Annotated in this window: 12 protein-coding genes; 7 read left to right on the forward strand and 5 right to left on the reverse strand. The window is 73.9% G+C overall.

Annotation, left to right across the window (positions count from 1 at the left end):
* The first annotated feature begins 15 nt into the window (after positions 1–15).
* A complete protein-coding gene (locus ACFY00_RS28675; RefSeq protein WP_388034544.1) occupies positions 16–2,151 on the forward strand; it encodes a hypothetical protein in 2,136 nt (711 codons plus the stop codon).
* Between the two features lie 187 nt (positions 2,152–2,338).
* On the opposite strand, the gene ACFY00_RS28680 is transcribed toward ACFY00_RS28675, so the two are convergent.
* Positions 2,339–3,238 carry a sirohydrochlorin chelatase gene (locus tag ACFY00_RS28680; RefSeq protein ID WP_388034546.1) on the reverse strand — a complete coding sequence of 300 codons (900 nt, stop codon included), beginning with the start codon at positions 3,236–3,238 and terminating at the stop codon, positions 2,339–2,341.
* Between the two features lie 348 nt (positions 3,239–3,586).
* Between ACFY00_RS28680 and ACFY00_RS28685 the strand changes: the two genes are divergently transcribed.
* Positions 3,587–3,829, forward strand: a complete 243-nt coding sequence (locus ACFY00_RS28685) for a DUF397 domain-containing protein (RefSeq protein WP_285739261.1) — start codon at positions 3,587–3,589, stop codon at positions 3,827–3,829.
* Positions 3,830–4,043: 214 nt separating this feature from the next.
* On the opposite strand, the gene ACFY00_RS28690 is transcribed toward ACFY00_RS28685, so the two are convergent.
* Positions 4,044–4,565: an ATP-binding protein gene (locus ACFY00_RS28690; protein WP_388034548.1), complete on the reverse strand. Its 522-nt coding sequence runs from the start codon at positions 4,563–4,565 to the stop codon at positions 4,044–4,046.
* A 412-nt stretch (positions 4,566–4,977) separates the two neighbouring features.
* On the opposite strand from ACFY00_RS28690, the gene ACFY00_RS28695 reads away from it, so the two are divergent.
* Positions 4,978–5,844, forward strand: coding sequence for a helix-turn-helix domain-containing protein (locus ACFY00_RS28695; protein WP_388034550.1), 867 nt, complete (start codon positions 4,978–4,980; stop codon positions 5,842–5,844).
* A 273-nt stretch (positions 5,845–6,117) separates the two neighbouring features.
* Here ACFY00_RS28695 and ACFY00_RS28700 read toward each other — a convergent pair whose 3' ends face one another.
* A complete protein-coding gene (locus ACFY00_RS28700; RefSeq protein ID WP_388034551.1) occupies positions 6,118–7,671 on the reverse strand; it encodes an MFS transporter in 1,554 nt (517 codons plus the stop codon).
* Positions 7,672–7,759: 88 nt separating this feature from the next.
* Between ACFY00_RS28700 and ACFY00_RS28705 the strand changes: the two genes are divergently transcribed.
* The gene (locus ACFY00_RS28705; protein WP_388034553.1) at positions 7,760–8,179 is read left to right on the forward strand and encodes a MarR family winged helix-turn-helix transcriptional regulator; all 420 of its coding nucleotides are present in this window, start codon (positions 7,760–7,762) and stop codon (positions 8,177–8,179) included.
* A gap of 96 nt (positions 8,180–8,275) precedes the next feature.
* Here the strand turns inward: ACFY00_RS28705 and ACFY00_RS28710 are convergent, their stop codons facing one another.
* Entirely contained in the window at positions 8,276–9,223 is a 948-nt protein-coding gene (locus tag ACFY00_RS28710; protein ID WP_388034554.1) for a M56 family metallopeptidase, read from the reverse strand.
* A gap of 189 nt (positions 9,224–9,412) precedes the next feature.
* A complete protein-coding gene (locus ACFY00_RS28715) occupies positions 9,413–9,967 on the reverse strand; it encodes a DUF5134 domain-containing protein (RefSeq protein WP_388034565.1) in 555 nt (184 codons plus the stop codon).
* A 365-nt stretch (positions 9,968–10,332) separates the two neighbouring features.
* Here ACFY00_RS28715 and ACFY00_RS28720 point away from each other — a divergent pair, with 365 nt between their 5' ends.
* From ACFY00_RS28720 to ACFY00_RS28730, 3 genes are read left to right on the forward strand one after another with little or no spacing between them, the layout of a single operon-like run.
* Positions 10,333–11,769 (forward strand): DUF6421 family protein, encoded by a 1,437-nt coding sequence (locus ACFY00_RS28720; protein ID WP_388034555.1) that lies wholly within the window; start codon positions 10,333–10,335, stop codon positions 11,767–11,769.
* Positions 11,766–12,527, forward strand: coding sequence for an SDR family NAD(P)-dependent oxidoreductase (locus ACFY00_RS28725; protein WP_388034557.1), 762 nt, complete (start codon positions 11,766–11,768; stop codon positions 12,525–12,527). Before ACFY00_RS28720 ends, ACFY00_RS28725 begins: the two co-directional genes overlap by 4 nt.
* Entirely contained in the window at positions 12,524–13,609 is a 1,086-nt protein-coding gene (locus tag ACFY00_RS28730) for a threonine aldolase family protein (RefSeq protein WP_388034567.1), read from the forward strand. The genes ACFY00_RS28725 and ACFY00_RS28730 overlap by 4 nt, the downstream gene beginning before the upstream one ends.
* The last annotated feature ends 235 nt before the right edge of the window (positions 13,610–13,844 follow it).

The raw sequence follows: 13,844 nt of genomic DNA on the forward strand, positions 1-13,844 counted from the left end.
GGAAGGGCGGCCGAGGTGGAACAGCAGCGCGAGGGCGGGCAGCAGCCGGGACGGCACCGGCGGCCGCTGGTCGGTCGGCGCAGGATGCTGACCTGGCTGGCGGTCGGGACGGTGACGGCGGTCGGCGGGGGAACGGTCCTGCGGCAGTCGCTGGCCGGGGCCGACGAGCCGGCCGCCCGGCCCGCACCGGGCGGCGGCACCCCGTCGGGCCACCAGCACGGCACCGGCGCCCCGCCGTCCGCCTCCGGCCGCCCGCAGCAACCCGCCCCGCCGCCCCCGCCGGTCGACCAGGGCGGCCGCAAGTGGTCGGACGCCAAGGGCTGGGGCGGCAAGCCGCCCGGCCCCGGCAGCGCGGTGCGGATCACCGACAAGGTGGTGCTGGACACCGACGCGCGGGTCGGCTCGCTGCTGGTGGAGAAGAGCGGCTCGCTGGTGTTCGCCGCCGACCGGTCGCTGACCCTGTCCAGCACCGGGAACGTCGAGGTGCGCGGCGTCCTGGCGCTGGCCCCCGACGGCGCGCACACCCACACCCTGCGCTTCCCCGAGGTCGACGAGCGCCGCTTCGCCGGGGGCGGCATGACGGTCGTCGACACCGACACCGGTCTGTGGGTCACCGGCCAGGGCTACCTGCGCCTGGACGGCGCCCCCCGCACCGCCTGGGTGCGCGCCGCCACCGCGCTGGGCCCCGGCGACACCGTGATCAAGCTGGCCGCCGCGCCCGCGGGCTGGCAGCCCGGCGACGAACTGGCCGTCACCCCCACCGCGCCGCCCGACACCGACGGCTTCTCCACCTCGTACGACCTGGTGACCGTCAAGCAGGTGGACGGCGCCACCGTCACGCTGACCGGCCCGCTGCAGCACGCCCACCCGCGGGTGGCGATCGGGGGCGGGGCGAGCTTCGGCGCCGAGGTGCTCAACCTCAGCCGCAACGTCCGGGTCGAGGGCACCGAGAGCGGGCGGGCGCACGTCCACCTCACCTCCAGCCGCCCGGCCGACGTCCGGCACGCCGCGCTGCGCTGGCTCGGGCCGCGGGCGAACGGCAAGGACAGCTGGAACGGGAAGCCCGTGACCGAACCGGTGCTCGGCCGGTACGGGCTGCACTTCCACATGCTGCTGGACACCTCGCGCGGCACCGTGGTCGAGGGCGTGGTCGTCCGCGACACCGGCAGCCACGCCTTCGTGCCGCACGCCAGCCACGGCATCACCTTCCGCGGCTGCATCTCCCACGACACCTGGGAGGACGCGTACTGGTGGGACGGGCCGATCGACACCCGCACCCCGCAGGGCCCCTCCGACGACATCGCCTACGAGGGCTGCGTCGCCTCCCGCACCGTCTACGAGCCCAACCCGCGCGGCTACCGGCTCACCGGGTTCAGCCTCGGCGCCGGGACGGGCTCCTCGGCCCGGGACTGCGTGGCCGTCGGCGTCCAGGGCGCCACCGGTGCGTCCGGCTACGAGTGGCCGGAGACCAGCGAGGGCGTCTGGACCTTCGAACGCTGCCTGGCGCACAACAACCTGGAGAACGGCGTCTTCGTCTGGCTCAACGCCGAGCACCACCACACCGTCACCCAGTACGCGGCCTACCACAACGGCGGCTGGGGCATCGAGCACGGCGCCTACCTGAACGACTTCGACTACACCGCCTCCGTGCTGTACGGCAATGCCGCGGGCGGCATCGCCGTGCACGCGCTCGGCCGCGACAAGGGCACCGTCTTCGACGGGCTGCTGATCGACGCCGCCGGGCAGTCCGACTACGCGGTCAGCACCCTCAAGCACCAGCTCGCGGGCGAGCCCGTCACCCTCAGCCGCAGCCGACTGACCGGCTACCGCAAGGCCGGGGTCGCGTTCCGGGCCACCGACGACGGCCGGCCCGACGACATCGCCGTGCTGGACTGCGAGTTCGGCGGCGCCAAGGGCAGCGAGCTGTGGCTCGACCCGGAGGCGCCCGAGCCGAAGCAGATCCTGTTCCGCCCGGCCGGGAAGGCGCAGACCGTCTCGCTCAGCAAGGGCGGGAGCCAGGGCCTGGCGGGCACGCCGTGGAACGCGGCGACCGCCCCCGCCGAGGCGCCCGTCCCGCCGCGGGCGGTCGCGCTGCCCGCGCTCGCCTTCACCGACAGCGCGCCGAAGACCGGGCGGGTCACCGCGGGCTGAGGGCCGGGGGCGCGGCGGGTGGGCGCGGGCTGAGGGCTGAGGGCTGAGGGCTGGGGCGCGGCAGGTGGGCCCGGGTTGAGCGGGCCGCCGTGGGGCGGGCCGCCGTGGGGCGGGCCGTCGGAGAAAAGCGCGACGGGCAGGAGCGCGCCGATTCGCTGCTCCTGCCCGTCGCGGTCCTCGGTCGGCGTCAGCGCGCCGCGTGCGCCCCCGTAGTGGTGCGCTGCTGCTCGGCGGCCGCCTCGGCGGCCTCCAACTGCTCCTGGGTGGGCTCGGGGAGCGCCGCCAGGTAGGCGGAGGCGATCAGCTGGCCGACCGTCGGGTACGCGCCGATCGGGGCGGCGCTCGCGCAGCCGGTCTCCTCGGCGGCGGTGGCCAGCAGCTCGGGGTCGGCCTCCGGGCCGATCACCAGCGGGGCCAGCGCGGGGCGCTCGGAGCCGGTGGCCTTCAGGTGCGCCACGGCCGCGGCGACCGAGCCCGGCACGTCCAGCGCGGCCGGGATCACGGGCACCGCCAGCCGGGAGGCCAGCAGGACGCCGGTGATGCCCGCCGAGGCGGCCGCCTCCTCGCCGCCGACCGTGGTCAGCACCACGCCGTCGGCGGCGGTGGCGATGGCGAACAGCCGGGCGCGGTCGGCGCGGGCCAGCCCGGCCTCGGACAGCCGCACGTGCACGGCCTCGGCCAGCAGCGGGTGCGGGCCCAGCGGGTCCAGCACCTGGGCGCCGGACTCGGCGGCCAGCTTGTGCAGTTCGGGCAGGAAGTCGTGCGGCCCGGGAACCAGCGGGAGGACCACCGGCGCGGGCTGCCCCGCCGCGGCGGCCGCCGCCAGCAGGTCGGCCACCGTCGGCGCGTCCTCACCGCCCAGGTAGGCCGCCGTCACCTCGATGCCCGACTGCTCGGTGCGAACGATGGACAGCAGCTCCTCGACGACCGGACGACTGTCCGGTCCGGCAACAGCCGGGATCGCCAGCACCAGGGCGGGCGAACCGGCCATGATCTCGGGGCGCTCGGGACGGCGGTGGCGCCCCCGCGCACGGGAGCCTGGCGTACGGACGGGCAGTGGCGCGCCCGGGATGGCTGCGGTGCTCATGGGGCAGATCGTAGGACATGACCCCACGCGCGTTGCAGTCGGATGCCGACAGCGGTCGGCTTTCCGCCAGGAAGTGACGGTCATCACAGTGCGAATCGTGACTGCCTGTGAGTCGCGTGGTAGGAGGTGTTGATCAACAACGCGCTGACGGCTGTGTGCGGACGGTCATGGAGTGACTGGCGTTTCGCCCGGCTGTGTCCGCTTACGCACCGTCAATTGCGCTGCTGTGAAGGGTTGGTGACGGCATCGGCACGGTCCTCTGCACGGGAGATTTCCCATGCTGATGCACGTGCAGGCGAGCTATCATCACGTCAAGTGAGGCATTCGCCAGGCTCTGGGGAGAAAACAATGCGTGAGGCGTACAACGGCATGGCGGCGACTGACCTGGACGGGGTGGTCTGGCAGAAGAGCCGTCACAGCAACTCGAAGGGCAACTGCGTGGAGTTCGCCGCGCTGCCGAACGGCGACGTGGCGATGCGCAACTCGCGCTTCCCGGACGGGCCGGCGCTCGTCTACACCCGGGCCGAGATCACCGCGATGCTGCTCGGCGTCAAGGACGGCGAGTTCGACCACCTGGGAGGCAATCCCTGAGGGCGCGCCAACCGCCATCCGTCCGGGCCGTCGTGGGGTCATCCCGCGACGGCCTTCGTGCTGTCGGCGGCGGACCGGTCGACTGGCGCACCATCAGGATCGTTGTCGGCGGCGTGAGTTGGTCCCGGCGGCGCTTTCCGGACGGATCCGGGAGCGCCGGGCCGGGCGGACGGGGCAGGTGGGCCGGGTCGGGCAGGGCGGCGGCGGTCGCGGGTCAGGCGGAGCGGCGGTGGCGGCCGGAGTTCGACAGCTGCGCCGGGCCCGGGGCGGCCGTGCGCGCGTCGAACAGCGCCCAGACCACCTTGCCCGCGCCGGCCAGCGGGTGCCAGCCCCAGGAGCGGGAGAAGGAGTCGACCAGGTGCAGGCCGCGGCCGGACTCGGCCACGAAGTCGGCCTCCCGGGCGACCGGGCCGGTGCTGGACGGGTCGCTGACCGCGCAGACCACCTGCGGGGAGCGGTGCACCAGGCTGATCCGGATCGGCAGCGCGTCGGCCGAGACCTGCGGGCCGCTCTGCGCCGGGACCCGGGACGGCTCGCTCTGGCCGAGCGCGTGCCGCAACGCGTTGGTCACCAGCTCGGAGGCCACCAGGGCGACGTCGTCGAAGATCTCCTCGAGGCCCCAGCCGTCCAGCGTCCGGCGGGTGAACTCCCTTGCGGTGCGCACCGCTTCGAAGCGGGGAGCGAGGGTGCAGCTGACCACATGAGGGTCGGTCGCCAGGACCGTACCGGTGCTCATGAAGAGCTCCTCCCATAAGGGGGCGGACGCGGCGGGACCCACCGGGGTCATGCCGGTCACCTCCGACTCGCTCGGCCGCCGGGCCGTCGGCCGACCCGTCCGCACACACAACTACCCAGCGACGCGCGGGCGTTGCCGGGAGGTGTGCGGATTCGCGCTTGGGGTCGACGCGGAGCCCGCGGGATTGCCAGGGCGTGCAAGTGCACGTGCACCATGGTCCTCTGCGCTCACGGCAGATGCAAGAGTCGATTCACGTGCAGTCGTGCGATTGGCATATGCATGCTCCGGATGCACGTGCAAGATGGACCCCGGAGTGGCCGAAGCGGTAGCCCGCTGCACCACTACCGACACTCAGTGCGCCCAACTGATGGCAGACTGTGCAACTGGTCCGTCCAAGTGGAGGTTTGGTCAGATGACCACAGTTCAGCCCGGCGGGGGCTCGATGGTGCGCCGCATCCTCCTCGGCTCGCAGCTCCGCCGACTCCGCGAGGGCTGCGCGATCACTCGCGAGGACGCCGGGTACGCGATCCGCGCCTCCGAGTCCAAGATCAGCCGGATGGAGCTCGGCCGGGTCTCCTTCAAGGAACGCGACGTCGCCGACCTGCTCAGCCTCTACGGGCTCTCCGCCGGTCCCGACCGCGAGGCCCTGCTCGCGCTCGTCCGCGAGGCCAACAAGTCCGGCTGGTGGCACAGTTACAACGACGTGCTGCCCAACTGGTTCCAGACCTACCTCGGTCTGGAGGAGGCCGCCGCCCTGATCCGCACCTACGAGGTGCAGTTCGTCCCCGGCCTGCTCCAGTGCGAGGAGTACGCCCGGGCGATCTTCGCGCAGAACCGGCCCGCCCTCGACGAGGAGGAGGTCGACCGCCGGGTCGCCCTGCGCACCCGTCGGCAGAAGCTGCTCACCGAGGGCCGCGGCCCCAAGCTCTGGGCCGTCATCGACGAGGCCGCGCTGCGCCGCCCGGTCGGCGGCCCCGAGGTGATGCGGGCCCAGCTGGAGCACCTGGTGGAACTGGCCGACTGCCCCAGCGTGGTCGTCCAGGTCATGCCGTTCCGGTTCGGCGCGCACGCCGGGGAGAGCGGGGCCTTCTCGGTGCTGCGCTTCCCCGAGCAGGACCTGCCCGACGTGGTCTACGTGGAGCAGCTCACCAGCGCGCTCTACCTGGACAAGCGCGACGACGTCGACGAGTACCTGCAGGTGATGGAGCGGCTGTGCGTGGACAGCCTGACCCCGCAGCAGACCCTCGACCTGCTGCACTCGATCCTCAAGAGCCAGTAGGGGGCGCACGCCGGGGTCCGGGGGTCGTGCGGGCGGAGCGGGGCGTTCCGCCAAGCTCCTTGGCGCGGGCGGCAGTTCGGTGTCGGCCCGGTCGGATGGATTGACCGTGGCCCGGCGAACTGTCATGGTGTCTGCTCCGAAGTCCGCACCGCCCCGTCCGGGCCCGGTGCGGACGGCGCACCGGCTCCACCAATACGGGGGTTTGGTGGAGCCGGGTTCCGACGCACCGGCGGAGCGCTTCGGGCGGCGAGGGGTCGACCGCCCGTGCTCTCCTCAGTGCCCCGACCGCACCTCCTTCTCCTGTGCCGCTAGCGCCTCCCGCGCCGTCGCGGTGCGGGCCGAGCGGAGCGCGCCGGCCAGCGCGATCAGCAGGCCGAGCGCGGTGGTGCCCGTCACCAGCAGCAACGCCGGTCGGTAGCCCGCCAGTTGGGCGTGCGCGTCGGTGCCGCCGCCACTGCCCGCGGTAAGCACCGCCGTGGTCGCGGCCAGCACGATCGCGCCGCCGACCTGGAGCCCGGTGTTCACCAGGCCCGAGGCCAGTCCCTGCTCGTCGTCCGACACCCCGGAGGTCGCCGCCACGTTGATCGCCGGGAAGGCCAGGGCGAAGCCCGCGCCGATCAGCAGCATGCTCGGCAGCACCAGGCCGACGAAGCCGCTGTGCTCGTCCAGCCGGAGGAAGAGCGCGTACCCGAGCACCATGGAGGCCACGCCGACCGGCAGCACCCGGGCCGCGCCGAACCTGTCGAGCAGTCGGCCGACCGCGCTCGCCGAGAGCGCCACCACCGCGCCGCCGGGCAGCAGCCCGAGCGCCGTCTCCAGCGCGGACCAGCCCAGCAGCCGCTGCAGGTACAGCGTGGCCACGAACTGGAAGCCCGCGTAACTGCCCATCAGCGTCAGCGCCGTGAGGTTGGCCCGGCGGACGCCCGGGTTGCGGAAGATGCCGAGCCGGACCAGCGGGTGGGCGGTGCGCGCCTCGACCAGCAGGAAGGCCGCGGCCAGCGCCGCCACCAGCAGCAGCGAGCCGACGGTGCGCGGCGAGAGCCAGCCCGCGCCCTGGGCCTCCGTCACCGTGAACACCAGCAGCAGCACCGCCGCGGTGCCGGTGACCGCGCCCACCACGTCGTACCCGCCGGAGGCGCGGTGCTCGTCGCCGCGGCGGGGGAGCAGCTTGACGCCCGCGAGCAGGGCGATCAGGGCGACCGGGACGGGCATCAGGAACGTCAGCCGCCAGCCCGCCGACGTCAGCAGGCCGCTGATCACCAGGCCGAGCGAGAAGCCGGCCGCCGAGCAGGTGGTGTAGATGGACAGCGCCCGGTTGCGGGCCGGGCCCTCCGGGAACGTCGTCGTGATGATGGACAGGCCGGCCGGGGCGGTGAACGCCGCGCTGATGCCCTTGAGGAAGCGGGCGCCGATCAGCAGCGGCCCGCTGTCCACCAGCCCGCCGAGCAGGGAGGCGCCGGCGAACACGGCCAGCGCGACCAGGAACACCCGGCGGCGGCCCAGCAGGTCGGCCGCCCGGCCGCCGAGCAGCAGCAGTCCGCCGTACCCGAGGACGTAGCCGCTCACCACCCACTGCAGGGCGGAGTCGGACAGGTGCAGGTCGGCGCCGATGGAGGGCAGGGCGACGCCGACCATCGAGACGTCCAGCGCGTCCAGGAACATCGCGGCGCACAGCACCACCAGGGCGCCCCACAGGCGGGGGCTCCAGCGAGTGTCGGCCCCCGGCCCGGCGGGGGCGGGGCCGCGGGGCGAGGGGGCGTCGGGGACGGGCGCGGTCGGTGCGGAGGGGCCGGCCGCGGGCGTGTGGAGCACGGTCGTGTCGGTCATGGCACAGAACGCTACATGCATGTGCATGGGATGCAAGCGCATTTAATGTGGATGCAACAGATGTGTGCGCATGTGCTATGGTGGCGGCGTGACCGACTTCGACCCCGACCACGACCCCGCCGCGGAGACGGCGCTCAGCGAGCAGTGGCGCGCCCTGCTGGCCCGCCACGCGCTCACGGCCTGCGCCATCGACCGCGAGCTGGGCGAGGCGTTCGGGCTCGGCGTCAGCGAGTTCGAGCTGCTGGAGCGGTTGCAGGAGTTCGAGCAGGAGAAGCCCGGCGGCGGCGAGCGCGCCCAGGCCCTGGCCAACACCGTCCACCTCAGCCAGAGCGCGTTCTCCCGGCTGGTCGCCCGGATGGAGAAGGCCGGCCTGGTCCGGCGCACGCACTGCGTCGACGACCGGCGCGGCATCTACATCGCGCTCACCGAGGAGGGCCGCGAGCGCTACCGCAAGGCCCGCCCCGTGCACCGCCGGATCCTCGCCGAGACGCTCGGCCCCGAGGCCTGAGGGGAGAGGCCCGAGGCCCGAGGGGAGAAGGGGGAGGGGCCCGAGGGGGCAGAGGGGCCGGGCTGAGCGGGCGTCAACCGCCCCGTCCGGCCGGGTTCAGAGCAGCGCCGACAGCCCCGGCGCCGCCGCCAGCAGGGCCGCGCCCAGCGGGGCGGCCAGCGCGGCCAGCGTCCAGCCGAGCCGGGCCGGGACGGGCAGCCGGGGCTCGCCCAGCAGCAGCCGGTCCACCCGGGCGGGGGACTGCGCGAGCTGGGCCGGCGGGCAGGAGGCGAACACCTCGCTGTTCAGCTCGGCCAGCGCCAGCGCCGTCGTCACCCGGCCGTGCCGCCGCGCCGCCCGGTCGTCCGCCGCCAGCTCCACCAGCACCGCGACCTGGTCGCGGAACGCGGAGAACACCCCCACCCCCGGGAAGCCGGTGGCCAGCGCCTGCGCGCACTGCGCCAACCAGTGGTGCCGGGCCCGGACGTGGCCGCGCTCGTGGCTCAGCACCGCCGCCAGCTCCCGGTCCGACAACTGCTGCAGCGCCCCCGTGGTCACCACCAGCCGGGCCCGCGGCCCCGGCAGCGACCAGGCCTGCGGCCGGACGTTCTCCAGCACCACCAGCGGCTCCCGCGCCCGGCGTCGACGCGGCAGCAGCGAACTCGGCAACTCCGGCGCCCGACGCACCAGTTGGGCGTGCCGGTGGCCGCGCTCCGCGCGCGCCGAGCGGACCTCCCGGGCCAGCGACACCGCCGTCCACACCCCGCCCGCCGCCAGCACCGCCGCCGACAGCCGCCCCCAGCCCTCCAGCCCCGCCAGCCCGTACGCGTCCTCGACCCCGGCCGGGGCGCCCGAGAAGACCACGTCCCGCCAGGCGGGCAGGGCGGCCGCGCTCGCCAGCAGCAGGCTCAGCACGCAGCACAGCAGCACCGCGACCACCAGCATCTGCCACACCAACAGGGCCAGCACCGGTTCGCGCTCCGGCCAGCGGGCCCGGGCCAGGCGGCTCGGCGCCACGGTGGCGAGCAGCAGTCCGAGCAGCAGCAGGCTCAGCAGTGCCGTCATGGCAGGGCTCCCCGAGGGAGGGGTGAGAGGCGCGGCGGTGCGCTTCCTCCCAACCTATGCCGCCACACGTCCGGGCGGAACGCCGGGGCGGGTCCAGTGACCAAGACCACGCCCGGGCACCGTTACCGACGCCCCGTCAGCGCCCGTCGGGTGCCCGCCGTCCCCGTCCGCAGGGGTACCCGGCCGCGTTCACATCGACAGCAGCATCGCGAACATCCCGATCCCCATCGCCGCCCGGCAGGCCCGCGGCAGCGGCGTCGCCACCGCGCCCGCGCCCCCGCCCGCGCCGCCGCCCACCGTCAGCACCCGGCTGCCCTCCCACAGCGCGTACGCCCCGAAGTACACCAGCAGCGCCCCCGTCAGCACCGGCAGCCCGCCCGGCTGGGCGTGGTGCCCGGCGTGCCCGCCCGGGCCGCCGCCCCCGCCCGCCATCGCCAGTGCCATGTACGCCATCGCCAGCGCCCCGATCCCGTGGTGCAGCCGGTGCGCCCGCAGCCCCGCTCCGCGCCCGGCCAGCGCGCCGACCAGCAGCACCGCCGCCAGCAGGGCGTACGGCCAGCCCCAGAACACCCCCGGCAGCAGCGCCATCCCGGCCATGCCCAGCCCCATCGAGGCCTCCAGCACGTCCGACTCCCGGCGGGCCCGATGGTGCCCGCTGCAGGCCGGGTCGAGGCCCCCGCGGCGGACCCGCCAGCCGCAGTAGCCGCCGCTGCCCGCGGCCAGCGCCGCCAGCAGCCAGTTCACCAACGCCGGACCGTGCACCGCTTCCTCCCCCGCGCCGGAGCTGCCCGGATGCCGCAGCCCCTCCACGATCACCGACCCCGCCCGGGCGCAGTAGGGCGCGAACGGGGGCGCACCGAGGCGTGACCGGTCCGGCGCGCACCGTGGGCGCCCCGGTGGCGGGCCGGTGGGCCCCGGGGCATGGTCGGGGCTACCGGGCCTCCCGGCCCCGTCGGCGGTGGAACCGTCCCTTTTCATCCACCGCGGCGGGGACGAGGGGCGGCGGTACTACGAACTGGAGCGACTACCGTCAAAGCGGCCTTGAGCCGGAGAACCTTTCGCATTTAACGTGGTCCTGTCGAAATAACTCCTGTCGAAGTGAGCCTGTGATGCAGAATCTTTCGCCGACGCTCGCGATCGCGGGCGACGCCCACGCCACGACCCCGGCCGCGGGCCCCACTGCGGGCCCGACCGCGAGCCCGGCCGACCACCCGGCCTGGACGCGCCTCAAGGGCGCCGTCGAGGCCCTCCGACCGCTGCAGTCCAAGGACGGCTCGATCGACCTCGCCGCCGTGCCGCGCCCCACCGTCGACCCGCTGGTCGAGACCGTGCAGCAGGCCGTCGCCGAACTGGCCCCGCTCTTCCCGCACGACGCCGACTACCTGGCCGCCGTCCGCGCTGACCTGCGCAAGTGGGCCGACACCGGCTACCGCGAGCCCGACTTCCTCGACTCGCTGCTGGCCTTCCGCCCGAACGAGCACCGCGTCGACGGCACCGGCCACCTGGTCGTCTTCCCGATGTACACCCAGAACGGCAACCCGGACCGCAACCTGGAAGCCGTCCTGCTCAAGGTCGTCTGGCCCGACTGGATCGCCGAACTGGAGCGCACCCGCTTCGACAACCCCGGCTACCTCGGCATCGCCTTCGAGGACTTCACCGCCGGTTACGACACCAACTCCGCCGTGCTCTTCCCCGAGACCGTGGCCGTCCGCGAAGCGCCGGAACGTTTCACCTGGGGCGGCATCTTCTGCGACCGCGAGGCCGCCCGCTTCCGCACCGTCACCACCAGCGCCGTCCGCCAGCTCGGCCTCGACATCCCCGCCGACGCCGCCGGACTGCTCGGCGACCAGGACCGCACCCAGCAGACCTTCGTCCTGTGGGACCTCGTCCACGACCGCACCCACAGCCACGGCGACCTGCCCTTCGACCCCTTCATGATCAAACAGCGCAGCCCGTTCTGGATGTACGGCCTCGAAGAGCTCCGCTGCGACCTCAACACCTTCAAGGAGTCGGTCCGCCTGGAGGCCGAGGGCCACCCCCAGGGCCGCGACGTCCAGTACGCCATCCTCTTCGACCGGCTGTTCCGCTTCCCGGTCACCGGCGACCGCGTCCGCAACTACGACGGGCTCGGCGGCCAGCTCCTCTTCGCCTACCTGCACAAGCACGACGCCCTGCGCTGGCGCGACAACCGCCTCACCATCGACTGGGAGCGCGTCGCCGACACCACCAACCAGCTCTGCGCCGAGATCGAGACCCTCTACCGCGAGGGCATCGACCGTCCCAAGACCGCCCACTGGATCGCCGCCTACCAGCTGGTCTCCCGCTACCTCACCCCGCACCCCGCCTCCACCTGGGCCAAGGGCCCCGAGGCGCTCCCGCTCGACCTCGCCAACGACAAGGCCCTGCGCAAGGCGCTGTGCGACGCCGTCCACCCCGACGAGTTCCCGCTCAGCATGTTCTACGAAGCCCTGTCCAAGAAGCTCGGCCGCGTCATCGCGGGCACCAAGGGCATCACCGGCACCAGCACCCAGGAGGTCGCCGCGTGAGCGCCGCCACCGACACCCGTCCCCTCCGCGGCCAGGTCGTCGCCGTCGCCGGAGCCAGCGGCCCGGCCGGGCAGGCCACCCTGCGCCGCCTCGCGTACGACGGCGCCACCGTCATCGGCGCCGACATCGACCAGCACCGCCTGGACGCGGCCCTCGCGGCCGTCCGCACCGCCGTCCCCGGGGCCGACGTCCACGGCCAGGTCATCGACCTACTCGACCCGCAGGAGGTCCACGACTGGGCCGACCACCTGGAGGCCGAGCACGGCCACGTCGACGGACTCCTCCACCTGGTCGGCGGCTGGCGCGGCAGCAAGACCTTCTTCGACACCCGCATCGACGACTGGGACTTCCTGCACGACACCGTCGTCCGCACCCTCCAGCACACCTCGCTGGCCTTCCAGCCCGCCCTGCTCCGCAGCCCCGCCGGGCGCTACGCCATGGTCTCCGCCGCCGCCGCGCACAAGCCCACCGCGGGCGGCGCCGCGTACGCCGCGGCCAAGGCGGCCACCGAGGCCTGGACCCTCGCGATGGCCGACTCCTTCCGCAAGGAGACCACCGCCCCCGACGGCGACCCCACCGCGGCCGCCGTCATCCTGGTCATCAAGGCCCTGGTCAGCCCCGAGATGCGGGCGGAGAAGCCCGACGCCAAGTTCGCCGGCTTCACCGACACCGCCGACCTGGCCGCCACCCTGGCGTCCCTCTGGGAGCGCCCCGCAGCAGAACTGAACGGACAGCACCTGTGGCTGACAGCCCGATGAACCCCGCCGTCACCGGCCCCACCGACGCGGTGCGGCACCACGACCCCGCCGTCCGCGGCTTCGCCAGCGACAACTACGCCGGCGTCCACCCCGAGGTGCTCGCCGCCATCGCCCTCGCCAACGACGGCCACCAGGTCGCCTACGGCGAGGACGCCTACACCGAACACCTGCAGACCGTCTTCCGCCGCCACTTCGGCGACCGCGCCGAGGCGTACCCCGTCTTCAACGGCACCGGCGCCAACGTCGTCGCCCTCCAGGCCCTCCTCCCGCGCTGGGGCGCCGTGATCGCCGCCGAGAGCGCCCACATCAACGTCGACGAGTGCGGCGCCCCCGAGAAGCTCGCCGGGATCAAGGTCCACACCGTCCCCACCCCCGACGGCAAGCTCACCCCCGCCCTGATCGACCAGCAGGCCTGGGGCTGGGGCGACGAGCACCGGGCCCAGCCGCTCGCCGTCTCGATCACCCAGTCCACCGAACTCGGCACCCTCTACACGGTCGACGAGGTCCGGGCGATCTGCGAGCACGCCCACGAACGCGGCATGCTCGTCCACATGGACGGCTCCCGGCTCGCCAACGCGGCCGCCTCGCTCGGCGTCCCGTTCCGCGAGTTCACCACCGACGCGGGTGTGGACGTCCTCTCCTTCGGCGGTACCAAGAACGGCCTGCTGCTGGGCGAGGTCGTGGTCGTCCTCGACCCCGAGAAGGTCCGCAACCTCAAGTACCTGCGCAAGATGTCGATGCAGCTCGCCTCGAAGATGCGCTTCGTCTCCGTCCAGTTCGAAGCCCTCCTCACCGGCGACCTCTGGCTCCGCAACGCCGGCCACTCCAACGCGATGGCCCGCCGCCTCGAAGCCGCCGTCCGCGAGATCCCCGGCGTCACCGTCGTCCGCCCCGTCCAGGCGAACGCGGTCTTCGCCCTCCTCCCGCGCGAGGTCAGCGAACGCCTCCAGAAGCGCTACCGCTTCTACTTCTGGGACGAGCACACCGGCGAGGTCCGCTGGATGGCCGCCTTCGACACCACCGAGCAGGACATCGACGCCTTCGCCGCCGCCATCGCGGAGGAGATGGCCCGCCAGGCTTGATCGGCGCCTGACCCGCGTCTGCCCTGCGCGCCGGATCGGCGGCCGGGGTGCCCCGTTTGCACCCGCCGCCGATCCGGCGTAGTGTTGACTGGTCGCTCGGCAGGGAGCACCGGACACGCATCTGTGTGGACGGTCCCGGAGCGGCCAATCCCTTGGAAAACCAGTGAGCTGATCCGTGACGGGTCGCGTCCTTTTCGCGTCCCCGTTCGTATTCCGCTGTGCGGTTTTCCGGAGA

This window comes from Kitasatospora sp. NPDC001540, assembly GCF_042894345.1.
Taxonomy (GTDB): Bacteria; Actinomycetota; Actinomycetes; order Streptomycetales; family Streptomycetaceae; genus Kitasatospora; species Kitasatospora phosalacinea_C.

What these genes read in the sequence shown, in the direction of transcription:
- ACFY00_RS28720 (WP_388034555.1), top strand. Translation starts at nt 10,333, where the DNA reads ATGCAGAATCTTTCGCCGACGCTCGCGATCGCGGGCGACGCCCACGCC.
- ACFY00_RS28685 (WP_285739261.1), top strand. Translation starts at nt 3,587, where the DNA reads ATGCGTGAGGCGTACAACGGCATGGCGGCGACTGACCTGGACGGGGTG.
- ACFY00_RS28690 (WP_388034548.1), bottom strand. Translation starts at nt 4,565, where the DNA reads ATGAGCACCGGTACGGTCCTGGCGACCGACCCTCATGTGGTCAGCTGC.
- ACFY00_RS28710 (WP_388034554.1), bottom strand. Translation starts at nt 9,223, where the DNA reads ATGACGGCACTGCTGAGCCTGCTGCTGCTCGGACTGCTGCTCGCCACC.
- ACFY00_RS28730 (WP_388034567.1), top strand. Translation starts at nt 12,524, where the DNA reads ATGAACCCCGCCGTCACCGGCCCCACCGACGCGGTGCGGCACCACGAC.
- ACFY00_RS28700 (WP_388034551.1), bottom strand. Translation starts at nt 7,671, where the DNA reads ATGACCGACACGACCGTGCTCCACACGCCCGCGGCCGGCCCCTCCGCA.
- ACFY00_RS28680 (WP_388034546.1), bottom strand. Translation starts at nt 3,238, where the DNA reads ATGAGCACCGCAGCCATCCCGGGCGCGCCACTGCCCGTCCGTACGCCA.
- ACFY00_RS28695 (WP_388034550.1), top strand. Translation starts at nt 4,978, where the DNA reads ATGACCACAGTTCAGCCCGGCGGGGGCTCGATGGTGCGCCGCATCCTC.